Consider the following 19003-nt stretch of genomic DNA (forward strand, 5'->3'; position numbering starts at 1 on the left):
GGAGGGCGGCAACACCACCCTCGACGTCGGCTCGGGCAACCGCATCACCATCCTCGGCCAGACCGGCAACGTCGCCGCCTGGTTCGGCTGAGGACGCATACACGCGATACGAAACGGCGGGTGCCGGGGCCTTCGGGCTTCGGCACCCGCCGTTTCCGTTTCAGGACACCGGCAAAGCACACCTCCGGATTGATGCCCGGCGCTGCCGTGACGGCGCCGAAGAAGGCCGGGCGGTCAGTAGGATTTCGGCAGGTCCAGGACATGCTCGGCGACATAGGCCAGGATCAGGTTGGTGGAGACGGGCGCCACCTGATACAGCCGGGTCTCGCGGAACTTGCGCTCCACGTCGTACTCGCTGGCGAAGCCGAAGCCGCCATGGAACTGCAGGCAGGCGTTCGCCGCCTCCCACGACGCCTTGGCGGCGAGGTACTTCGCCATGTTGGCCTGGGCGCCGCAGGGCTCCCCCGCGTCGTAGAGGCGGCAGGCCTCGAAGCGCATCAGGTTGGCGGCCTCCACCTCGATGAAGCTCTCGGCGATCGGGAACTGCACGCCCTGGTTCTGGGCGATCGGGCGGCCGAAGACCTGACGGTCGCGGGTGTAGTCGCAGACCTTGTCAATAAACCAGTAGCCGTCGCCGATGCATTCCGCCGCGATCAGCACCCGCTCGGCGTTGAGGCCGGTCAGGATGTATTTGAAGCCCTGGCCCTCCTCGCCGATCAGGTTCTCCTCGGGGATTTCCAGATTGTCGAAGAACAGCTCGTTGGTCTCATGGTTGACCATGTTGCGGATGGGCCGGACGGTCATGCCCTTGGCCATCGCCTCCTTGATGTCGACGATGAAGATCGACATGCCTTCCGATTTCTTGCGCACCTGATCGAGCGGCGTGGTGCGGGCGAGCAGGATCATCAGGTCGGAATGCTGGACGCGGGAGATCCACACCTTCTGCCCGTTGATGACATAGCGGTCGCCCTTCTTCTCCGCCCGGGTCTTGATGCGGGTGGTGTCGGTGCCGGTGGTCGGTTCGGTGACGCCCATCGACTGGAGGCGCAACTCGCCCGCCGCGATCTTCGGCAGGTAGCGGCGGCGCTGCTCCTCCGAGCCGTGCCGGATCAGCGTGTTCATGTTGTACATCTGGCCGTGGCAGGCACCGGAATTGCCGCCCGACCGGTTGATCTCCTCCATGATCACGGAGGCTTCGGTCAGGCCGAGGCCCGAGCCGCCATACTCCTCCGGAATCAGGGCGGCCATCCAGCCGGCCTTGGTCAGCGCGTCCACGAATTCCTCGGGATAACCGCGCTCCTCGTCGATGCGGCGGTGATACTCGCTGGGGAATTCGGCGCACAGAGCGCGCACGGCGTCGCGGATCTCGTCGAAGCCCTGACCGATGCTGGTCTTCATGTCTCGTCACCCTGCGTTTTTGATTGTAGCGGCGCTGTGGGCCAGAATGGCCTTCGCCCGCTCGGCGACGGGGCGGTCTACCATGCGCCCGTCCACGGATACGGCGCCGCGCCCCGCCGCCTGGGCCTCGTCCCACGCCGCGGCCACCCGCCCGGCCCAGGCCACGTCGGCGGAGGAGGGTGAGAAGACCTCCCGGACCACAGCCAGCTGGGCCGGGTGGATGCACAGCGCGCCGGTCATGCCGACGGCCCGCGCCTGCGCCACCATGGCGCGGTAGGCTTCGAGGTCGCGGAACTCGGCCAGCGAACCGGGCAGGCCGATCGCCGCGAGACCGCGGGCGGCGGCGGCCAGCGCGATCTGGCGGCAGGGCAGGGCGAGCAGAGCCTCGGTCGGTTCCACCCCCAGCGTCAGCGCGAAATCCTCGCTGCCCAACGCCAGTGCCGCCACGCGCGGGACGGCGGCGATCTCGGCCAGCCGTTCCAGCCCCAGCGGGCTTTCGATGAGGGCGACGAGGCCGATGACGCCGGGCGTCAGGCCGCGCTCCGCCTCCCATTCCGCGATCATGGCGGAGAGAACGCGCAGCGCCCCGGCGTCCTCGGCCTTGGGCACCACCAGGGCGGCCACGCCGGGGCGCACGGCGGCCTCCAGGTCGGCGACGGCGTCGCGCCAGCCGCTGTTGATCCGCACGAGCACTGGCACCCCCAGCCCGTGCAGCCGGTCGACCGGCGCTGGGAGCCCGCGCCGGGCCTCCGGCTTGCCGGCGGGCAGGACGGCGTCCTCAAGGTCGAGGATGAGGGCGCCCGCCCCGCGCTGGTGGGCCTTCTCCAGCAGCTTCGCGTTGTCGGCGGGGACGAAGAGATAGGATCGATACGGCAGGGACATCAGACGATCCCTCCAGCCGTGCCGCAATTCGCCGCCGTCATGACCGTTCGGCCTCCAGCTCGGCGGACATGGCGACGAAACCCTCGTGGTCGGTCACCCACAGCGTCGCGCCGGTGGCGGTCGGGGCGCCGCACAGGGTCAGCGGATGGATGTCGAACAGGGGCCGTTTGGCCCGGAAGCGGAAGCCGGTCACCCGCGCCCCCGGATTCTCGCGCAGGAACAGGTCCATCAGCATGGTGGCGCTGAGCGGGCCGTGGAACACCAGCCCCGGATAGCCCTCGACGTCGCGGCAGTAGTCGCGGTCGTAATGGATGCGGTGGCCGTTGAAGGTCAGGGCCGAATAGCGGAACAGCAGCACGGGATCGGGCTGGATGCGCCGCTGCCACACCGACTCGCCGGTCGGGCGCTCGCCGGGGACGGGGGCGTCGCCGGGCTTGGCGGCCTCGCGGTAGACGATGTCATGGAACTCGGTGATGGCGACGCCGGCGGCGGTGCTGATCTCGTGCCGGACCTTCACGAAGACCATCCGGCCCGACCGGCCCTCCTTCGGGGTGACCTCCTCGATGGTCGAGCGGCGGGTGATCGCCTCGCCGCTGCGGATGGGCCGGTGGAAGGTCAGGGTGTCGCCGGCCCACATGCGGCGGGGCAGGTCCACCGGCGGCAGGAAGCCGCCCTTGTGCGGGTGGCCGTCCTCGGCGATGTCGCGTTGCAGCGCCTTGGGCAGGAAATACAGCCAGTGCCCCAGCGGCGGCACCTCGCCCGCCGGCCAGGGCGGAGTGTCGTGGTCGAGCGTCGCGGCCAGTCCGGTCAGCGCCGCCGGCGCCGCGACGTCCTCGGCGCTTTCCGACCGGCCGATCCAGTCGCGCAAATGGTCCATGCTCATGTTCCCCCCTTATTGTTCGAAGATTTCACGCCGGACGGCGTCGGTGTGTTGGCCCAGCGCCGGAACGGCGCCGGAGGCGTAGGGTCGGCCGCGCAGCTGCACCGGCGGCGCCACCACGTCGACCGGTCCGCCCGGCGTCTCGGCGGTCACGCGGCGCAGCTGCGAGTGGACGGACAGGTCCGCCACCTCGTTCAACGAGCCGAAGGCGGTGCGCGCGCGGTTCAGGCGGCGCACCGCCTCGGCGTGGTCCATGGTCCGGAAGATGGCGGCGACGAGCGCGTCCAGCTCCGGGCGGTTGGCGACGCGGCGGTTGTTGGTCGAGAAGCGCTCGTCGGTCGCCAGTTCCGGCCGCAGCAGAACGTCGGCGCAGAAGGCCGCCCATTCGCGCTCGTTCTGGATCGACAGCACCACCTGCCGGCCGTCGGCCAGGGCGAAGGCGGAATAGGGGGCGATGCTCGGGTGCATCAGCCCGACCCGTCCCGGCGCCTTGCCGCCATGGTCGTGGTGCATCAGCGGCACCATCATCCACTCCGCCAGCGAATCGAACAGGGACACGGCCACCGCCGACCCCTCGCCGCTGCGCTCGCGCTCCAGCAGCGCCTGGAGGACGCCGGTGTAGGCGTTCATCCCGCAGGCGATGTCGGCCACCGACACACCGACGCGCCCCGGCTGGTCCGGCGATCCGGTGATCGAGGCCAGCCCGGTCTCGCTCTGCACCAGCAGGTCGTAGGCCTTCATGTCGCGGTAGGGGCCGTCGTCGCCGTAGCCGGAGATGTCGCAGGTGATCAGCCGGGGATGGCGCCGCCGCAGGGCATCCGAGCCGAAGCCGGCCCGTTCCGCCGCGCCCGGCGCCAGATTCTGCACGAACACGTCGGCGCGGGCGATCAGCCGCTCCAGCAACTCGGCGTCCTCGGGTTTCTTGATGTCGAGGACGACCGACTCCTTGCCGCGGTTGAGCCAGACGAAATAGGAACTCTGCCCGTGGACCACGGCGTCGTAGCCGCGGGCGAAGTCGCCTTCCGGCCGTTCGATCTTGATCACCCGCGCCCCGGCGTCGGCGAGGCGCGACGTGCAGAGCGGTGCCGCCACCGCCTGCTCCAGCGAGACGACGAGCCGTCCCGACAGAGGTCCAGACAGAGGTAAAGTCATTCTGCGAAGCCTCCGCTGTGGGCCTGGGCCGAGTGTCCGTGACCGGGATGGTAAACAGCCGGACCGGCCCCGATCCAATACAGATGGGGCATGCATCGCATAACGAAGCGCTATGAGGCTGAGGCGGTTATGAGGACGCCGCCGCCTCTTCGTCCAGCAGGAGGGTGCCGGGCCAGTCGCCGCCGCCGACCAGATCGCGCACCACCCGCAGGAAAGTCTCGCGCACCGCCGCCGCGGCCTCGGTCACCGGGGCGCCGCGGGGACGGCAAAGATGGACCGAGCGGCGCAGGGACGGCGTGACGATCAGCCGGGCGGAGATCTGCCCCGCCCGCCATTCCTCCATCACCGCCGAGATCGGCAGGACCGAATAGCCCACCCCCTTGGCGACCAGCGTCTTGATCTGGGGGAGCCCGTTGATCTCCACCGCCACGGTGACGATCGTGCAGGTTTCGCGCGCCACCCGTTCGATGCGGTCGCGCAGATTGTGCGGGCGGCTCGGCAGGATCAGGTCCTTGCCGGCCAACTCGTCGAAGGCGATGTCGCCGTCCTCGCCGCCCGGCGGGCCGATCAGGTAGAGATCCTCGCGCACCAGCGATTCGGCCAGCAGGGTGCGCGACCGCGTCACGTCGTAGATGCAGCCGAAATCCAGCCGGTCGTCGTTCAGCCACTCCAGAATCGTCCCGCTGAAGGATTCGACCACCCGCAGCGACACCTGCGGCAGCTCGGCGCGGACCGCCTGCACCAGGGGAACCGCCGCCACCAGCGCCACCGAGGAGGTGAAGCCGACGGTCACCAGCCCGCTTGGCGTGCCCGAACAGTTCCGCACCTGCTCGGTCGCCTGGGCGACGTGGCGCAGGATGATCTCCGCATGCTCGTACAGCCGGGTGCCGGCGGCGGTCGGCTTGACCCCATGCACGCCGCGGGTCAGCAGCTTGACCCCGAGGCCCGCCTCCAGATTGCGGATGTTGTGGCTGAGGGCCGGTTGGGCGACGTTCAGCTTCTGAGCCGCGGCCGTGAAGGAGCCTTCATCGACGATGCCGATGAAATACCGCAACTGACGCAGATCCAACGCTCACCTTCCTTTGCCTGGCCCTTGGCCTGCGGGATCGACAATCCCCCGCCTCGGCCAATCATGTCGGTGCGCCGCAAGCGGATCAAGGCAAGTGGATGAGGAAGCGCCGGGCAAACCCAGTTCAACCATCCGCAGGGCCGCTGCGTTCCATTGATCCGTTTCATAAGACTTATCAGAGACCGGCGGGTAATCCATGGACCGGCACGGCCTAGCTTTTCCCCATCCGCACAAGCGGATGAGCCGTCCGCATGCCTGCGCCCCGCCCTGCGGGCCAGGGCAACAGCCAGGAAGGGAAGAGGAACTCACCGATGCACTATTCCGGCGACCTCGACATGACGCGGCGCGGCCTCCTGCTTGGGACCGCCGCCACCGCCGCGCTGACGGCGGCGCCGTTCCGGGCGCCGGCGCGGGCGGCCACCGTTGGAGAGACCGCCATGCCACCCCCCGCGACCGGAGCCGACGCGCCGTCACTGTCACCCGTCCTGTCCAAGGTCACCTTCACCGTGAACGGGCAGCGCCGCGACCTCGAACTCGACACGCGGACGACGCTGCTCGACGCGCTGCGCGAGCATCTGCACCTCACCGGCACCAAGAAGGGCTGCGACCACGGCCAGTGCGGCGCCTGCACGGTCATCGTGGACGGGCAGCGGATCAATTCATGCCTGTCGCTCGCCGTGATGCACGAGGGCGGCAGCGTCACCACCATCGAAGGGCTGGGCCTGCCCGGCAAACTGCACCCCATGCAGGCGGCCTTCGTGGAGCATGACGGCTACCAGTGCGGCTATTGCACGCCGGGCCAGATCTGTTCGGCGGTGGCGATGCTGGACGAGATCAAGGCCGGCGTGCCCAGCCACGTCACCGCCGACCTGACCGCGGCACCGCAGGCCACCGTGGACGAGTACCGCGAGCGGATGAGCGGCAACATCTGTCGCTGCGGCGCCTATTCCAACATCGTCGATGCGATCTCGGACGTCGCACGGAGGGAGGCATGAGACCCTTCACCTACGAGCGGGCGGACTCCCCCGCCGCCGCCGCCGCCGCGGTCGAGCGCCGGCCCGGCGCCAAATTCATCGCCGGCGGCACCAACCTGCTCGACCTGATGAAGCTGGAGATCGAGACGCCGGCCCATCTGATCGACGTCAACGGGCTGAAGCTCGACACCGTGGAAGCGACGCCGGACGGCGGGCTGCGCATCGGCGCGCTGGTGCGCAACACGGCGCTGGCCGCCGACCCGCGGGTGCGGCGCGATTACGGCGTGCTGTCGCGGGCGTTGCTCGCCGGGGCGTCGGGGCAGCTGCGCAACAAGGCGACGACGGCGGGCAACCTGCTCCAGCGCACGCGCTGCCCGTACTTCTACGACACCGCCCAGCCCTGCAACAAACGCCAGCCCGGCAGCGGCTGCGCCGCCATCGGTGGCTACAGCCGGCAGCTCGCCGTGGTCGGGTCGAGCGACGCCTGCATCGCCACACACCCCAGCGACATGGCCGTCGCCATGCGCGCGCTGGACGCCACGGTGGAGACGGTGCGGGCCGACGGGACGACGCGGAGCATTCCCATTGCGGAGTTCCACCGGCTGCCCGGCGACACGCCGCACATCGAAACGGCGTTGATGCCCGGCGAACTCATCACCGCGGTGACCCTGCCCAAGCCGGTTGGCGGCACCCACGTCTACCGCAAGGTGCGTGACCGCGCGTCCTACGCCTTCGCGCTGGTCTCCGTCGCGGCTGTGGTGCAGCGCGACGGCGGCGGCCGGGTGGCGCTGGGCGGCGTGGCGCACAAGCCGTGGCGCGTCGAAGCCGCCGAGGCCGAGATGCCGCGGGGCGCCAAGGCGGTGACCGCCGGGCTGCTGGCCGATGCGAAGCCGACGCACGACAACGCATTCAAGCTGACCCTGGTCGAGCGGACGCTCGCCTCGGTGCTGGCCGAAGCGAAAGGCTGAGACACCATGAAATTCGACACTCCCGCGACCACCAACCCGATCGACCAGCTCAAGGTGGTGGGCAAGCCGACCGACCGCATCGACGGGCCGCTGAAGACCACGGGAAAGGCCACCTACGCCTATGAATGGCATGACGTGGCGCCGAACGTCGCCTATGGCTGGGTCATCGGTTCGGGCATCGCCCAGGGGCGCATCGCGTCCATGGACCTGGAGGCGGCGCGGAAGGCCCCCGGCGTCGTCGCCATCGTCACGGCGGAGAACGCCGGCCCCCTCGACAAGAGCAAGCGCAACGCCGCGACCCTGCTCGGCGGGCCGGAGATCGAGCATTACCAGCAGGCCGTCGCCCTGGTGGTGGCGGAGACCTTCGAGCAGGCCCGCACCGCGGCGGGGCTGGTCCGCATCGACTACACGCCAGCGGACGGCGCCTATGATCTGGCGGCGGTCAAGGACAAGGCGGAGAAGACCAAGGACGGCGATTCGGTGGTCGGCGATTTCGCGGGCGCCTTCGCGGCGGCTCCGGTGAAACTTGATGAGACCTACACCACGCCGGACGAAAGCCACGCGATGATGGAGCCGCACGCGACCATCGCCGCCTGGGAGGGCGACCGGCTGACCGTCTGGACCTCCAACCAGATGATCGACTGGATGGTGACCGACCTGTCGGCGACGCTGAAGATGCCGAAGGACAAGGTGCGCGTCATCTCCCCCTTCATCGGCGGCGGCTTCGGCGGGAAGCTGTTCCTGCGCGCCGACGCGCTGCTGGCGGCGCTGGGCGCGCGGGAGGCCGGGCGGCCGGTGAAGGTCGGGCTGTCGCGGCCCCTGATGATGAACAACACCACGCACCGGCCCGCCACCATCCAGCACATCCGCATCGGCGCGACGCCGGACGGCACGATCACCGCCATCGCCCATGAAAGCTGGTCGGGCAACCTGCCCGGCGGCTCGGAGGAAACGGCGACCGACCAGACGCGGCTGCTCTACGCCGGGGCGAACCGCCTGATCGGCAACCGGATCGCCACGCTCGACCTGCCCGAGGGCAACGCCATGCGCGCTCCGGGCGAGGCGTCCGGCATGATGGCGCTGGAGGTCGCGATGGACGAGATGGCGGAAAAGCTGGGCATGGACCCGGTGGAGTTCCGCATCCGCAACGACACCCAGACCGACCCCGCCGACCCCAACCGGCCCTTCTCGCAGCGCCAGCTCGTGCAATGCCTCCGCCTTGGGGCCGAGCGGTTCGGCTGGGCCAAGCGCAACCCGAAGCCGGGGCAGGTGCGCGACGGGCGCTGGCTGGTCGGGCTGGGGATGGCGGCGGCCTTCCGCAACAACCTGCTGACCAAGTCGGCGGCGCGGGTGCGGCTGGACCAGCGCGGGATCGTGACGGTCGAGACCGACATGACCGACATCGGCACCGGCAGCTACACCATCATCGCCCAGACCGCAGCGGAGATGATGGGGGTGGGTCTGGACAAGGTGGCGGTGCGGCTCGGCGATTCCAGTTTCCCGGTGTCCGCCGGGTCGGGCGGGCAATGGGGCGCCAACAACGCCACCGCCGGGGTCTATGCCGCCTGCGTGAAGCTGCGCGAGGCGGTGGCGCAGAAGCTGGGCGTCAACTCCGCCGACGCGCAGTTCGCGGACGGGCAGGTCGTCGCCGGCAACCGCAAGGTCCCGCTGGCCGAAGCGGCGGGCGCCGATGGCCTGTCCGCCGAGGACGGCATCGAATACGGCGACCTCGACAAGAAATACCAGCAATCGACCTTCGGCGCCCATTACGTGGAGGCGGCGGTGGACGCGGCGACCGGCGAGATCCGCGTGCGGCGGATGCTGGCGGTCTGTGCGGCGGGTCGCATCCTGAACCCTAAGTCGGCGCGCAGCCAGGTGATCGGCGCCATGACCATGGGCGTCGGGGCGGCGCTGATGGAGGAGTTGGCGCTCGACAAGCGGACGGGCTTCTTCGTCAACCACGACCTTGCCGGCTACGAGGTGCCGGTCCACGCCGACATCCCGCACCAGGAGGTGATCTTCCTGGACGAGACCGACCCGATCTCCTCGCCGATGAAGGCGAAGGGGGTAGGCGAGCTGGGCCTGTGCGGCGTGGGCGCGGCGGTCGCCAACGCGGTCCACAACGCGACGGGCCTGCGGGTGCGCGACTACCCGATCACGCTCGACAAGTTCCTGGATCGGCTGCCGGCGGTGGGGTGAGGTTGCTCTTGCCCCACCCCCATCGCGCACCCCCAAAATTGTCACGCGCTTCCCGGTTGTCGGATGGATGAAGACTCCAGCCCCGGATGTTCATTCGGGTGAGACGTATCCTGGAGCCATCATGACGCACATCCGCTTCACCCCCAAATCCCTCGCCATCGCGCTGCTGGCCGGTGTGGCGGCCCTGGGCGCGGGGGTGTCCCCGGCCCTCGCCGACCCGCCGGACTGGGCTCCGGCCCATGGCTGGCGCGCCAAGCAGGAGCGCCATCATGAGCGTGAACGCCATGACCGTGGCCGCTATTACGAGCATGGCTACATCGACGGCGGCTATGGCGACGGGCGCGTGGTGATCGTCCGCCGCCCTCCGCCGGTGGTGGTTTATGAGGAGTCGCCGGTTGTGCATTACGCGCCGGCCCCCGTCTACATCGAGGAGCCGCCGGTGATCGTCCAGCAGCGCCCGCGCGTGGTCCGCGCGGCGCCGCAAGTCGTGGAATGCGGGCCGCTCGACGGCGACCTGATCGGCGTGCTGGGCGGGGCCGCGGTCGGCGGGCTGGTCGGCTCGCAGTTCGGGCGTGGTGACGGCAAGCTGGCGGCGACGGCAGCCGGCACGCTGGGCGGAGCCATGCTGGGCGGTGCGATGACCCGCGGCGGCTGCTAAGCCCGCATAGGGGTCAGCCCACGCCCCAGCCGCCGGTGTCCGGGAAGGGGACCGGCGGCGCCGGGGCGGTGGTGACCGCGGACGGTGCCACCAGCCCCTTCGGCAGCGGCGGCGCGTCCGTCGGGGTCGGCAGGAGGCGCGCGGCCTTCGCCCACCAGCGCGGCTGCGCCGCCTGGATTGACCGGGCGGCGGCGGCGGCCGCCTCCGCGTCGGCATAAAGGCCGAAGCAGGTCGCCCCGCTGCCCGACAGGCGGGCCAACAGGCAGCCGTCCGTGCCCTCCAGCGCCGCCAGCGCGTCGGCGATCACCGGGGCGACGGTCAGGGCCGGTTCGGTCAGGTCGTTGCGCCGCTCCTTCAGCAGCGCGGCCAGCGCCGCGGCGTCGGCGGGCGCCTCGGTGAAGCGGGCCGGGGCCGAGAAGACGCTCTTGAAGGCGCCCTTGCGCGCCTTGAACACGGCGGGGGTCGGCACCGGCACGCCAGGGTTGACCAGCACCGCATGGGTTTCCGGCAGAGCCGGCGCCTCCTCCAGAACCTCCCCCACGCCGCCGAAATAGCAGCTTCGCCCGGCGACGCAGACCGGCACGTCGGCGCCCAGCGATGCCGCGACCTCGTAGACCCGCTGGTCGGTCACCGGCACGTCCCACAGCCGGGCCAGGGCGCGCAGCGTCGCCGCAGCGTCCGCCGAGCCGCCGCCGATCCCGGAGGCGACAGGCAGCACCTTCTCCAGCGCGATCATGGCGTCGGCCTCGCGCCCCAGCCGGGCGGCGAGCGCGTGGGCGGCGCGGATGACGAGGTTGTGCGCCGGGTTCTCCCCCATCAGCGCCGGGCCGAAGGGGCCGGAGATGGCCAGTCGCGGCCCGACCGGCGGCAGGTCCACCCCGCGCAGCGCGATCCGCGCCACGCCCGGCTGCACCGTCACCCGGTCCGCCACGTCGGCGAAGGCGACGAGGCTGTCCAACTCGTGATAGCCGTCGTCCCGGCGGCCCACCACATGCAGATAGAGGTTCAGCTTGGCCGGCGCGGCCTCGGCGATGGCGCTCATGGTCGGGTCCCCGGAAACGAAAAGCCCTTCTTCCCGAATGGGGGAAGAAGGGCTTTATGCGGCATGGGCGCAGCGAGCGCCAGAGCCTATGCAGGCGCCGCTTACTGAACCTTCGCCGGAGCGGCCTCGGCGGCCTTGGGGTCGATCAGGCCCTTGTCCAGCTTGGCCCGGATGTCCTCCTTCTGCGGCTCCTCCTCCGCGGTGCGGAGCGCGCGGGTCCATTGGAAGCGGGCCTCGTTGCGGCGCCCGACGCGCCAGTAGGCGTCGCCGAGATGGTCGTTGATGGTGGCGTCGGTCGGCTTCAACTCCACCGCGCGCTCCAGCTTCTCCACCGCCCCTTCGAAATCGCCGGTGCGGTAGAGCGCCCAGCCCAGGCTGTCGACGATGTAGCCGTCCTTGGGGCGCAGGGCGACGGCCTTCTCGATCATCTTTTTAGCCTCCTCCAGGTTCAGCCCGCGGTCGACGTAGCTGTAGCCCAGGTAGTTCAGCAGGAAGGCCTCGTCCGGCTTCAGCGCCAGCGCCGCCCGCAGGTCGCGCTCGGCGTCCGGCCAGCGGTCCACCTTGTCGTAGGACATGGCGCGGGCGTAGAGCACCGCCCAATGCCGCTCTTCCGGCGTGCCGATGCGCTCCAGCGCCTTGCTGTAACTGTCGGCGGCCTCGCCGTAGCGCTTGGCGACGCGGTACAGGTCGCCCAGTCGGATCAGCGCGTCCGTCCGCTCCGGACGCTCGGCGGACAGGGCGGAGAAGGCGGCGATGGCCTCGTCGGTGCGCTCCAGCCGGGCGAGGCTCTCGGCGGTGCGCAGCCGGGCGGTCCAGCCCAGCACCGGGTCCTTCTCCAGCGCCTGGAACTCGACCAGCGCGTCGGCGTGGTGGTCGCGGTTTTCCATGATATCGCCGATCATCAGCCGCGCCAGGGACAGGTCGGGGCGCAGGTGAAGGGCGATCCGCCCGAACAGCAGGGCAGTCTCCTCCGCCCCCTCGTGATGGATGGCGCTGCCCAGGTCGAACAGGGCCTCCGCCAGCCCCTGCTTGGCGTCGGACACCACCGGGGCGGCGGCCTTGCCCTCGTCCAGCGCCTTCAGCGCCGGCTCGACCATCAGGCTGTCGGGGTTGCCGGCGCGGAAGGACTCGTAGAGCTTGCGGGCTTCGTCCTTACGGCCGGTGCGCTCGTAGAAGCTGCCGACGATCTGGATGACGCGCAACGGCGCCTCCTTGTCCAGCACGCGGGCGAAGCGCTCCCCGGCGGCGTCCTTGCGCCCGCCCAGTTCCAGCACCAGACCGGCGTGCAGGTCGTGCAGAGCGGCGAAGCCGCTGGCCATCGAAAGCGGTTCCAGAGCCTTCAGCGCGGCGTCGGTCTTGCCTTCCGCGGCGGCCAGCCAGGTGTCGATCAGCGGGCCGATGTATTTCGCCATGCCCTCCTTGGGCATGCGCGCGGCCATGGCCTTGGCTTCCTTCAGCTTGCCGCGGGCCAGATTGTCGGAGGCCAGCAGGGCGATGGCCATCTGAGGGTCGTTGTCCTGCTCCAGCAGCCGCTTGGCGAGGTCGATGGCGGCGTCGAACTGCCCCTCGCCCAGCTTCAGCAGATAGGTGCGGCGCAGCAGCGTCAGGTCGCCGGGGTCGGCGGACAGGGCGTGCGCCATGAACAGGGCGGCGGCGGCCCAATCGTCCTGGCGCTGGGCGAAGCGCCCGGCCAGATAGCTGCCGGTCGCCGAGGTCAGCGACGGGCGCTCCGTCACCGCCGGGGCCGCGGCGGCGGCATGGCCGGCCGGCAGGAGGCCCGCCGTGGAAAGGAGCAAGGCACCGAGCGCCGTCCGACCAAATCGGGTCCGCCCAAATCGGAATGTCATCATGCCGCGTCCACCTGCACGCCTACGGAGTCTGATTCAGGAAGGCCTGAAACTCGATTCCTCAGTCTAACACCAACCGCCGGCAAGGGTTAACCGCGCTGCGGGCCAAGCCATCGCATGTCTCGGCGCCCGCTATGCCCTAACGCCACTCGGCGGCGACCCACCCGATGATCTCCGGGCGGAGGACGTCGACCGCGTGGGCGTCCATGTGGGCGGCCAGCGAGTCCGGCATGTCCGGCGACAGCGCGCCACCCTCCACCCGCCAGCGGGCCATCCAGGACAAGGTGCGCAGCCAGGTCAGCCGGCGCAAGGGCTGGCGCCACGGGCGCACCGCTTCGGCCAGCGCGGGCGGCACCGCCGCCTCCCAGGCGGCGTGGAACACCGCGACCTCGTCCGCCGTCAGCACCGCCGAGACCTCCCGCTCCCACATGGTGGAGGTGTAGAGGCTGGCGTGGGCGAGGTCGATGGCCGGGTGGCCGTACTGGGCCTTCTCCAGATCGGTGAACCACGCCTTGCCGGCGGCGTCGATCAGGAAGTTGCCGGGATGGACGTCGCTGCCGACCAGCGTGATGGGGATCGGCGCCGCGCAGCGGAAGGCGCGGGCGGCCTCCAGCTCCGTGCCAAGCCGGGCCAGGGCCTCCGGCGCCAGCCCGGCGCGTTCGAACCACACCGCCTGCCGCTCCACCTGGGCCAGGGTCGCCGCCACCGGGTCGGCGGGGGCGGGCAGCGGCGCGCGCTCGCCGTCCGGCGGCAGGGGCAGGGCGTGCAGGGCGGCGAGCGCCCGCGCGATGGCCGGCATGTCGCCCGGCAGGCGCGGCGGGCGTCCGACGATCTCCGTCACCACCAGCGCGCCCATGGGCAGCTCCGGCCCCGGCGGCAGGACGGCGGCCAGCTCCGGGGTGTGGCCGCTCGGCGCGGCGCGGCGGAAGGCGGTGGCCTGCTGCTCCAGATTGGCGAAGGGATCGAGCCCGAGTTGGCTCCAGCGCGGAACGCGGGCGACCAGACCCTTTCCTGACAGCCGCACATGGTCGTGCGCCACGCCCCGGCGCGGCATCGGCTCCAACGCGTCCGGCGGCAGGCCGGCAAAGGTCGGCAGCTTGGTCAGGGCGGCGTGAAGACCGGCGGTGCCGCTCACACCTGATGCTCGCGCAGGCGCGGCATCAGTTCGACGAGGTTGCAGGGGCGGTGCCGGTTGTCGAGCTGGAAGACCAGGATGTCGTCCCAGGCGTCGCGGCAGGCGCTGGGCGAACCCGGCAGGGCGAAGATATAGGTGCCGTTGGCGACCCCGCCGGTCGCCCGGCTCTGGATCGTCGAGGTGCCGACCTTGGCGTAGCTGAGCTGGCGGAAGAGTTCGCCAAAGCCGGGGATCGGCTTGTCGAACAGGGCCTCCACCGCCTCCGGCGTCACGTCGCGGCCGGTCACGCCGGTGCCGCCGGTGGTCAGCACCACGTCGATCTCCGGATCGGCGATCCAGGCCTGGACCTGGGCGCGGATGGCGGCGACGTCGTCCTTCACGATGGCGCGGGCGCCCAGCCGGTGGCCGGCGCCGGTCAGCCGCTCCGCCAGCGCGTCGCCGGAGCGGTCGTCGGTGAGCGTGCGCGTGTCGGACACGGTCATGACGGCGATGTTGACGGGCAGGAACGGGCGCGATTCGTCGATCTTCGGCATCAGGGGGCTTCGGCGTGTTGCGCGACCTGGGTGGACCGGGCCGCCGGGAAGACATCCACCGGCATATAGACCGGCCAGCCGCCCGCCGCAACGGCGTCCAGCGATTCGATTTCCTGCCCCAGCCGCAGCCGGTAGATCCAGAAGTTGGCGACCACCTTCTCGACGTAGTTCCGCGTCTCGGCGTAGGGCAGGCTCTCGATGAAGAGCAGCGGGTCGTCGCCGATGTCCGACAGCTCCCGGCGCCAGCGCGCCAGCGTGCCGGGGCCGGCGTTGTAGGCGGCGGCCAGCAGGAACAGGTTGTTGCCGATGTCCTGGCTGTTCAGCAGTTCCGCCATGTAGCGCTGCCCAAGCTCCATGTTGGTGGAGGGGTCGAACAGGCCCGCGCGGGCGGCGTCGGCCTCGCCGATGTCGGCGTTGCGCTCCTGCACATGCTGGGCGGTGGCGGGCATGATCTGCATCAGGCCGGTGGCCCCGGCGGAGCTGACCAGCTTCGGGTCGAAACGCGATTCCTGCCGCATCACCGCAAAGACCAGCGCCCGGTCCACGGCAAAGCCGTCGCGCGGCTTCCAGTGGGGCACCGGGTAGAGGGCCGCCGTGTAGGGCGCGCCGTCCGGACCGGCCACGGCGTTGCCGACCTGGAGCGCCAGCCCCGGCAACCCGGCGCGGTCGACCAGAGCCACCAGCGCCTGCTCGGCCAGCGCGTCGCCGCGCGGGTGGATGCGGCGCAGCTCCAGCTCCGCCGCCTCGCGCTGGCCGGCCTGGATCAGGGCGATGGCGCGGGTGCCGCCGGGCAGGGCGGACAGCGCCTTCAGATGGTCCCCGGTCAGTTCCGGCGTGCGCCAGTTCAGGTCGCCCGAGCCGCCCAGCTTGCGGTGGGCCAGCAGCCCATAGAAGGTGTGCGGGTAGCGCGCCGCGGCGGCCAGATGGGTGCGGGCCTGCTCCTCACGGCCCCGGCGGGCGTGGGCGCGGGCGGCCCAGAAGCCGGCGGCGGAAGCCAGCCAGGGCGATTGCGGACCGGCCTCGGCCAGATTGGTGAAGTGGCGGGCGGCGCGGTCGTATTGCTTCAGCCGCCAGGCGGCGAGGCCGGCGATCCAATGCGCCTCCGTCACCGCCGGGCCGGAGCGGGCGGCGCTGGCCGAGGCCAGCGACAGCGCCTGCGTCACGTCGCCGGAATAATAGAGCGAGGCGGCGATCCGCGCCCGCGCTTGGTCATACTGCGCCGAATCGAGACTGCGCCCGAAATCGTCCTGGTTGAGCAGGGCGAGCGCCGCCCCCGGCTTGCCGGCGCGCAGCAGGTCGGTTATGCGGGACGGTGTGGCGTGGTTGGTGCGGCTGGCGGTGCGGCTGCGCGGGGCGACGGTGATCCTGGCCTTGTCCTCGGCGGCCTCGGCGGTCTTGTCCGGGTCGGTCTGCTCCTCATCGGAGATGGCTTCCGGCAGCGGTTCGGGACGCAGGCCGCCCAGCCGCTCCAGCGACCCGGTCAGCCGTTCCACGTCACCGGCGCGCGGCGGCTTCAGGGCGCGCTGCTGCCCGGAGGGGGCGCGGCGCTGCGCCAGGGCGTGGATACGATCGGCCCCCGGCAGGTCGCCGTAGCGCTGCAGCCAGCCGGCCAACTCGTCGTAGCTGGCCTTGCGGTCGGGGTGCAGGTAGCGCTGGCGCAGCACATGGCCCATCAGGCGGCGGTCGCCCAGCAGGCGGATCTCCCAGTCGGCGCCTTCCCACTCGCCCCGCTCCTGGAGCGCGAAGATGCGCCGGTAATGGCGGGCGTCCTCTTCCGTCAGCTGGGAAGCGCGGGCGTCGGGGTCCGTCGTCAGAAGCAGGTTCTGCTCGGCACGATCAAATCCCGGCGGGACGACGGGTCGTCCATCCGGCGCGTGGATCACAAGGCCGGCCTGGGCCGGACGATAACCGCCCGTCGGGTCGGGTGCCGCGCACAGCGCCAGCGCCACTCCCGCCATTCCCAGGACCTTCCGCCGCAGCGAGACGGTGTTTGCTGCGCTGCACAATATCCGGAACATGGTATTCGAATAACCGCAGTGGACGGAAATCGCAAGAAGTTGATTCCCCAACAGCGGTCGAGCCCGCCTGTTCGTAAGGATTTTCAGCAACTTAGTGGGGGTGGAAAAATGGCCCTAGCCCGGTGGGAAGACCCATTTGGCGCAAGGTCATGGGACTTTCTGTACCGATTGGCGCAACGGCATAGCGGAGACTTGGTAAACCAATCCGATCTTTCGAAGTACTTGGGTAATGTTTGGAATGTCTATGGATGTCGAATGTTCGAACGACCGCGCAAGAAAAGGCGCAATAAGAGAAGCATTTTAGGAAATCGGCGGCGTTAACCATTGCGATGGCGGGTTTGCCCCCACCCCGACCCTCCCCCGCTCTCGGCGAACCGAAGGTCCGCCTGCCGCGTCAGAGCAAACCTCTGGTTTGCGCGAGAGCTGCGCAGGGGAGGGGGATTTTGCGAAGCGTTGGCAGTCCCCTCCCCTGCGCCAGCGGGGGAGGGTTAGGGTGGGGGCAAAACGACGATTGCGGTTGGTCAACCCGGAAAGCGCTGGCGCAGGGTCAGCAGGTCGCGCCACGCCTCGCGCTTGGCGATGGGATTGCGCAGCAGATAGGCCGGGTGAAGCATCGGGATGACCGGCACCGGGCCGGACAGGCCGGGGGAGGCGTAGTCGAACCAGCGGCCGCGCAGGCGGGTGATGCCCTCCGCCCGGTTGAGCAGCGTCTTGGCGGAGGTTCCGCCCAGCGGCACCAGCACCTTCGGCCCGATCAGCTCGACGTGCCGTTCCAGGAAGGGCAGGCAGGCGGCGATCTCCGCCTGGGTCGGGGACCGGTTGCCGGGCGGACGCCAGGGCAGGATGTTGCTGATGTAGACCGTGCTGCGATCGAGTCCCACCTGGGCCAGCATGCGGTCGAGCAGCTTGCCGCTGACCCCGACGAAGGGCTTGCCCTGCCGGTCCTCGTCCTCGCCCGGCGCCTCGCCGATGAGCATGATGTCCGCAGCGGGGTTGCCGTCGGCGAAGACCGTGTTCATCGCCGTTGCCTTCAGCGGACAGCCGTCGAAGGCGCGCAGCGCCGACTCCAGCTCCTCCAGGCTGCGCGCCTCGGCGGCGCGGGCGCGGGCGCTCGCCCCGGCCTCGCTGGCGCCCAGCGGCAAGTCCGCCGTGACGGGCGCACCGAACATCGACGCGCCGGAAGATGCCCCGAAGGCCGACCGCGCCACCGGCGCCGCGGCGGGCGGCAGCGCCGATGCGCCCGCCGGCGCACGCGCCACCGCCGGCCGGGCGGCGAGCGTCGCCCAGTCCAACGGCTCGTCCCCGATGGCTTCGTCGCACCCGATGTCGACGTGCCAGCGCAGGGCCGCGAGGATGTCGCATTGGTCAATCATCGTTTGACCTTACCACGGCTCCTGTGGTCTTACATGGGCTTAGATATCCTTTTTGGCGGGTGCGAAAGGCATACGCCGTTCCGAAAGCCGCCGGACCCTGCGGAAATGGCCCCGGCGCTTCAATCAAGCGGGAGGCATGGGGACCATGGATCGCGATCCGCGCGAGGTGATGGAGTACGACGTCCTTGTCGTCGGAGCCGGCCCGTCGGGCCTGAGCGCGGCCATCCGCCTGAAACAGCTCGCCGTTGATGCCGGGCAGGAACTGTCGGTCTGCGTCGTCGAAAAGGGCTCGGAGGTCGGCGCCCATCTGCTCTCCGGCGCGGTGTTCGAGCCCCACGCGCTGGACGAACTGATCCCCGACTGGAAGGAGAAGGGCGCCCCCCTGACCACCCCGGCGCGCGAGGACCATTTCCTCTTCCTCACCGAGACCAAGGCCTACAAGTCGCCCTTCGCCCCGCCGCAGATGCACAATCATGGCAACTGGATCATCAGCCTGGGCAACCTCGCCCGCTGGATGGCCGGGCAGGCCGAGGAGCTGGGTGTCGAGATCTACCCCGGCTTCGCTGCGGCGGAGGTGCTCTACGACGATACGGGCGCGGTCAAGGGTGTCGCCACCGGCGACATGGGCATCGGCAAGGACGGCGAGAAGACCGGCAACTACACGCCGGGCATGGAGTTGCACGCCAAGCAGACCATCTTCGCCGAGGGCTGCCGCGGCTCGCTGACCAAGACGCTGTTCGAGCGCTTCGACCTGCGCCGCGACGCCGATCCCCAGACCTACGGCATCGGCATCAAGGAGCTGTGGGAGGTCGCGCCGGAGAAGTCGCAGCCCGGCCTGATCGTCCACACCATCGGCTGGCCGATGGACCCCAAGA

Annotated in this window: 16 protein-coding genes; 5 read left to right on the plus strand and 11 right to left on the minus strand. The window is 70.4% G+C overall.

The window, feature by feature from the left end:
• Nucleotides 1-234: 234 nt before the first annotated feature.
• From JJL56_RS31300 to JJL56_RS31320, 5 genes are all read right to left on the minus strand, one after another.
• The gene (locus tag JJL56_RS31300) at nucleotides 235-1398 is read right to left on the minus strand and encodes an acyl-CoA dehydrogenase family protein (RefSeq protein WP_145629641.1); all 1164 of its coding nucleotides are present in this window, start codon (nucleotides 1396-1398) and stop codon (nucleotides 235-237) included.
• Nucleotides 1399-1404: 6 nt separating this feature from the next.
• Nucleotides 1405-2280 (minus strand): HpcH/HpaI aldolase/citrate lyase family protein, encoded by an 876-nt coding sequence (locus JJL56_RS31305; RefSeq protein ID WP_200487713.1) that lies wholly within the window; start codon nucleotides 2278-2280, stop codon nucleotides 1405-1407.
• A 37-nt stretch (nucleotides 2281-2317) separates the two neighbouring features.
• On the minus strand, nucleotides 2318-3163 hold the full coding sequence (locus JJL56_RS31310; protein WP_247891356.1) for an HTD2 family dehydratase: 846 nt from the start codon (nucleotides 3161-3163) through the stop codon (nucleotides 2318-2320).
• Between the two features lie 9 nt (nucleotides 3164-3172).
• Entirely contained in the window at nucleotides 3173-4312 is a 1140-nt protein-coding gene (locus tag JJL56_RS31315) for a CaiB/BaiF CoA transferase family protein (RefSeq protein WP_200487714.1), read from the minus strand.
• A 127-nt stretch (nucleotides 4313-4439) separates the two neighbouring features.
• The gene (locus tag JJL56_RS31320; RefSeq protein ID WP_200487715.1) at nucleotides 4440-5381 is read right to left on the minus strand and encodes a LysR family transcriptional regulator; all 942 of its coding nucleotides are present in this window, start codon (nucleotides 5379-5381) and stop codon (nucleotides 4440-4442) included.
• 311 nt (nucleotides 5382-5692) lie between these two features.
• On the opposite strand from JJL56_RS31320, the gene paoA reads away from it, so the two are divergent.
• The 4 genes from paoA to JJL56_RS31340 all read left to right on the plus strand — a co-directional run bounded on the left by paoA (nucleotide 5693) and on the right by JJL56_RS31340 (nucleotide 10180).
• On the plus strand, nucleotides 5693-6376 hold the full coding sequence (paoA, locus tag JJL56_RS31325) for an aldehyde dehydrogenase iron-sulfur subunit PaoA (protein ID WP_145629645.1): 684 nt from the start codon (nucleotides 5693-5695) through the stop codon (nucleotides 6374-6376).
• Nucleotides 6373-7323 carry an FAD binding domain-containing protein gene (locus JJL56_RS31330; RefSeq protein WP_145629646.1) on the plus strand — a complete coding sequence of 317 codons (951 nt, stop codon included), beginning with the start codon at nucleotides 6373-6375 and terminating at the stop codon, nucleotides 7321-7323. The genes paoA and JJL56_RS31330 overlap by 4 nt, the downstream gene beginning before the upstream one ends.
• A gap of 6 nt (nucleotides 7324-7329) precedes the next feature.
• On the plus strand, nucleotides 7330-9522 hold the full coding sequence (paoC, locus tag JJL56_RS31335) for an aldehyde oxidoreductase molybdenum-binding subunit PaoC (RefSeq protein WP_200487716.1): 2193 nt from the start codon (nucleotides 7330-7332) through the stop codon (nucleotides 9520-9522).
• Nucleotides 9523-9643: 121 nt separating this feature from the next.
• Nucleotides 9644-10180: a glycine zipper 2TM domain-containing protein gene (locus JJL56_RS31340; RefSeq protein ID WP_200487717.1), complete on the plus strand. Its 537-nt coding sequence runs from the start codon at nucleotides 9644-9646 to the stop codon at nucleotides 10178-10180.
• A gap of 13 nt (nucleotides 10181-10193) precedes the next feature.
• On the opposite strand, the gene JJL56_RS31345 is transcribed toward JJL56_RS31340, so the two are convergent.
• The 6 genes from JJL56_RS31345 to JJL56_RS31370 all read right to left on the minus strand — a co-directional run bounded on the left by JJL56_RS31345 (nucleotide 10194) and on the right by JJL56_RS31370 (nucleotide 18128).
• Nucleotides 10194-11222 carry a 4-(cytidine 5'-diphospho)-2-C-methyl-D-erythritol kinase gene (locus tag JJL56_RS31345; RefSeq protein ID WP_145629650.1) on the minus strand — a complete coding sequence of 343 codons (1029 nt, stop codon included), beginning with the start codon at nucleotides 11220-11222 and terminating at the stop codon, nucleotides 10194-10196.
• Nucleotides 11223-11323: 101 nt separating this feature from the next.
• Complete coding sequence (locus JJL56_RS31350) at nucleotides 11324-13018, minus strand: tetratricopeptide repeat protein (protein WP_247890797.1); 1695 nt, start codon at nucleotides 13016-13018, stop codon at nucleotides 11324-11326.
• A 190-nt stretch (nucleotides 13019-13208) separates the two neighbouring features.
• Nucleotides 13209-14204 (minus strand): phosphotransferase, encoded by a 996-nt coding sequence (locus tag JJL56_RS31355; protein WP_200487718.1) that lies wholly within the window; start codon nucleotides 14202-14204, stop codon nucleotides 13209-13211.
• Nucleotides 14201-14737, minus strand: a complete 537-nt coding sequence (moaB, locus tag JJL56_RS31360; protein ID WP_200487719.1) for a molybdenum cofactor biosynthesis protein B — start codon at nucleotides 14735-14737, stop codon at nucleotides 14201-14203. Before moaB ends, JJL56_RS31355 begins: the two co-directional genes overlap by 4 nt.
• Entirely contained in the window at nucleotides 14737-16695 is a 1959-nt protein-coding gene (locus JJL56_RS31365; RefSeq protein ID WP_200487720.1) for a lytic transglycosylase domain-containing protein, read from the minus strand. The genes moaB and JJL56_RS31365 overlap by 1 nt, the downstream gene beginning before the upstream one ends.
• 581 nt (nucleotides 16696-17276) lie before the next feature.
• Complete coding sequence (locus JJL56_RS31370) at nucleotides 17277-18128, minus strand: uracil-DNA glycosylase (RefSeq protein WP_200487721.1); 852 nt, start codon at nucleotides 18126-18128, stop codon at nucleotides 17277-17279.
• A gap of 145 nt (nucleotides 18129-18273) precedes the next feature.
• On the opposite strand from JJL56_RS31370, the gene JJL56_RS31375 reads away from it, so the two are divergent.
• Nucleotides 18274-19003: NAD(P)/FAD-dependent oxidoreductase (locus JJL56_RS31375; protein WP_200487722.1), on the plus strand; the 730-nt coding region annotated here is incomplete at its 3' end.

The organism is Azospirillum aestuarii (assembly GCF_016632405.1).
GTDB lineage: Bacteria > Pseudomonadota > Alphaproteobacteria > Azospirillales > Azospirillaceae > Azospirillum > Azospirillum aestuarii.

Bases quoted from the DNA above. Each gene is read 5' to 3' on its own strand.
- JJL56_RS31315 (WP_200487714.1), bottom strand. From the start codon at position 4,312: ATGACTTTACCTCTGTCTGGACCTCTGTCGGGACGGCTCGTCGTCTCG.
- JJL56_RS31345 (WP_145629650.1), bottom strand. From the start codon at position 11,222: ATGAGCGCCATCGCCGAGGCCGCGCCGGCCAAGCTGAACCTCTATCTG.
- JJL56_RS31330 (WP_145629646.1), top strand. From the start codon at position 6,373: ATGAGACCCTTCACCTACGAGCGGGCGGACTCCCCCGCCGCCGCCGCC.
- JJL56_RS31370 (WP_200487721.1), bottom strand. From the start codon at position 18,128: ATGATTGACCAATGCGACATCCTCGCGGCCCTGCGCTGGCACGTCGAC.
- paoA (WP_145629645.1), top strand. From the start codon at position 5,693: ATGCACTATTCCGGCGACCTCGACATGACGCGGCGCGGCCTCCTGCTT.
- paoC (WP_200487716.1), top strand. From the start codon at position 7,330: ATGAAATTCGACACTCCCGCGACCACCAACCCGATCGACCAGCTCAAG.
- moaB (WP_200487719.1), bottom strand. From the start codon at position 14,737: ATGCCGAAGATCGACGAATCGCGCCCGTTCCTGCCCGTCAACATCGCC.
- JJL56_RS31310 (WP_247891356.1), bottom strand. From the start codon at position 3,163: ATGAGCATGGACCATTTGCGCGACTGGATCGGCCGGTCGGAAAGCGCC.
- JJL56_RS31365 (WP_200487720.1), bottom strand. From the start codon at position 16,695: ATGGCGGGAGTGGCGCTGGCGCTGTGCGCGGCACCCGACCCGACGGGC.
- JJL56_RS31300 (WP_145629641.1), bottom strand. From the start codon at position 1,398: ATGAAGACCAGCATCGGTCAGGGCTTCGACGAGATCCGCGACGCCGTG.
- JJL56_RS31305 (WP_200487713.1), bottom strand. From the start codon at position 2,280: ATGTCCCTGCCGTATCGATCCTATCTCTTCGTCCCCGCCGACAACGCG.
- JJL56_RS31340 (WP_200487717.1), top strand. From the start codon at position 9,644: ATGACGCACATCCGCTTCACCCCCAAATCCCTCGCCATCGCGCTGCTG.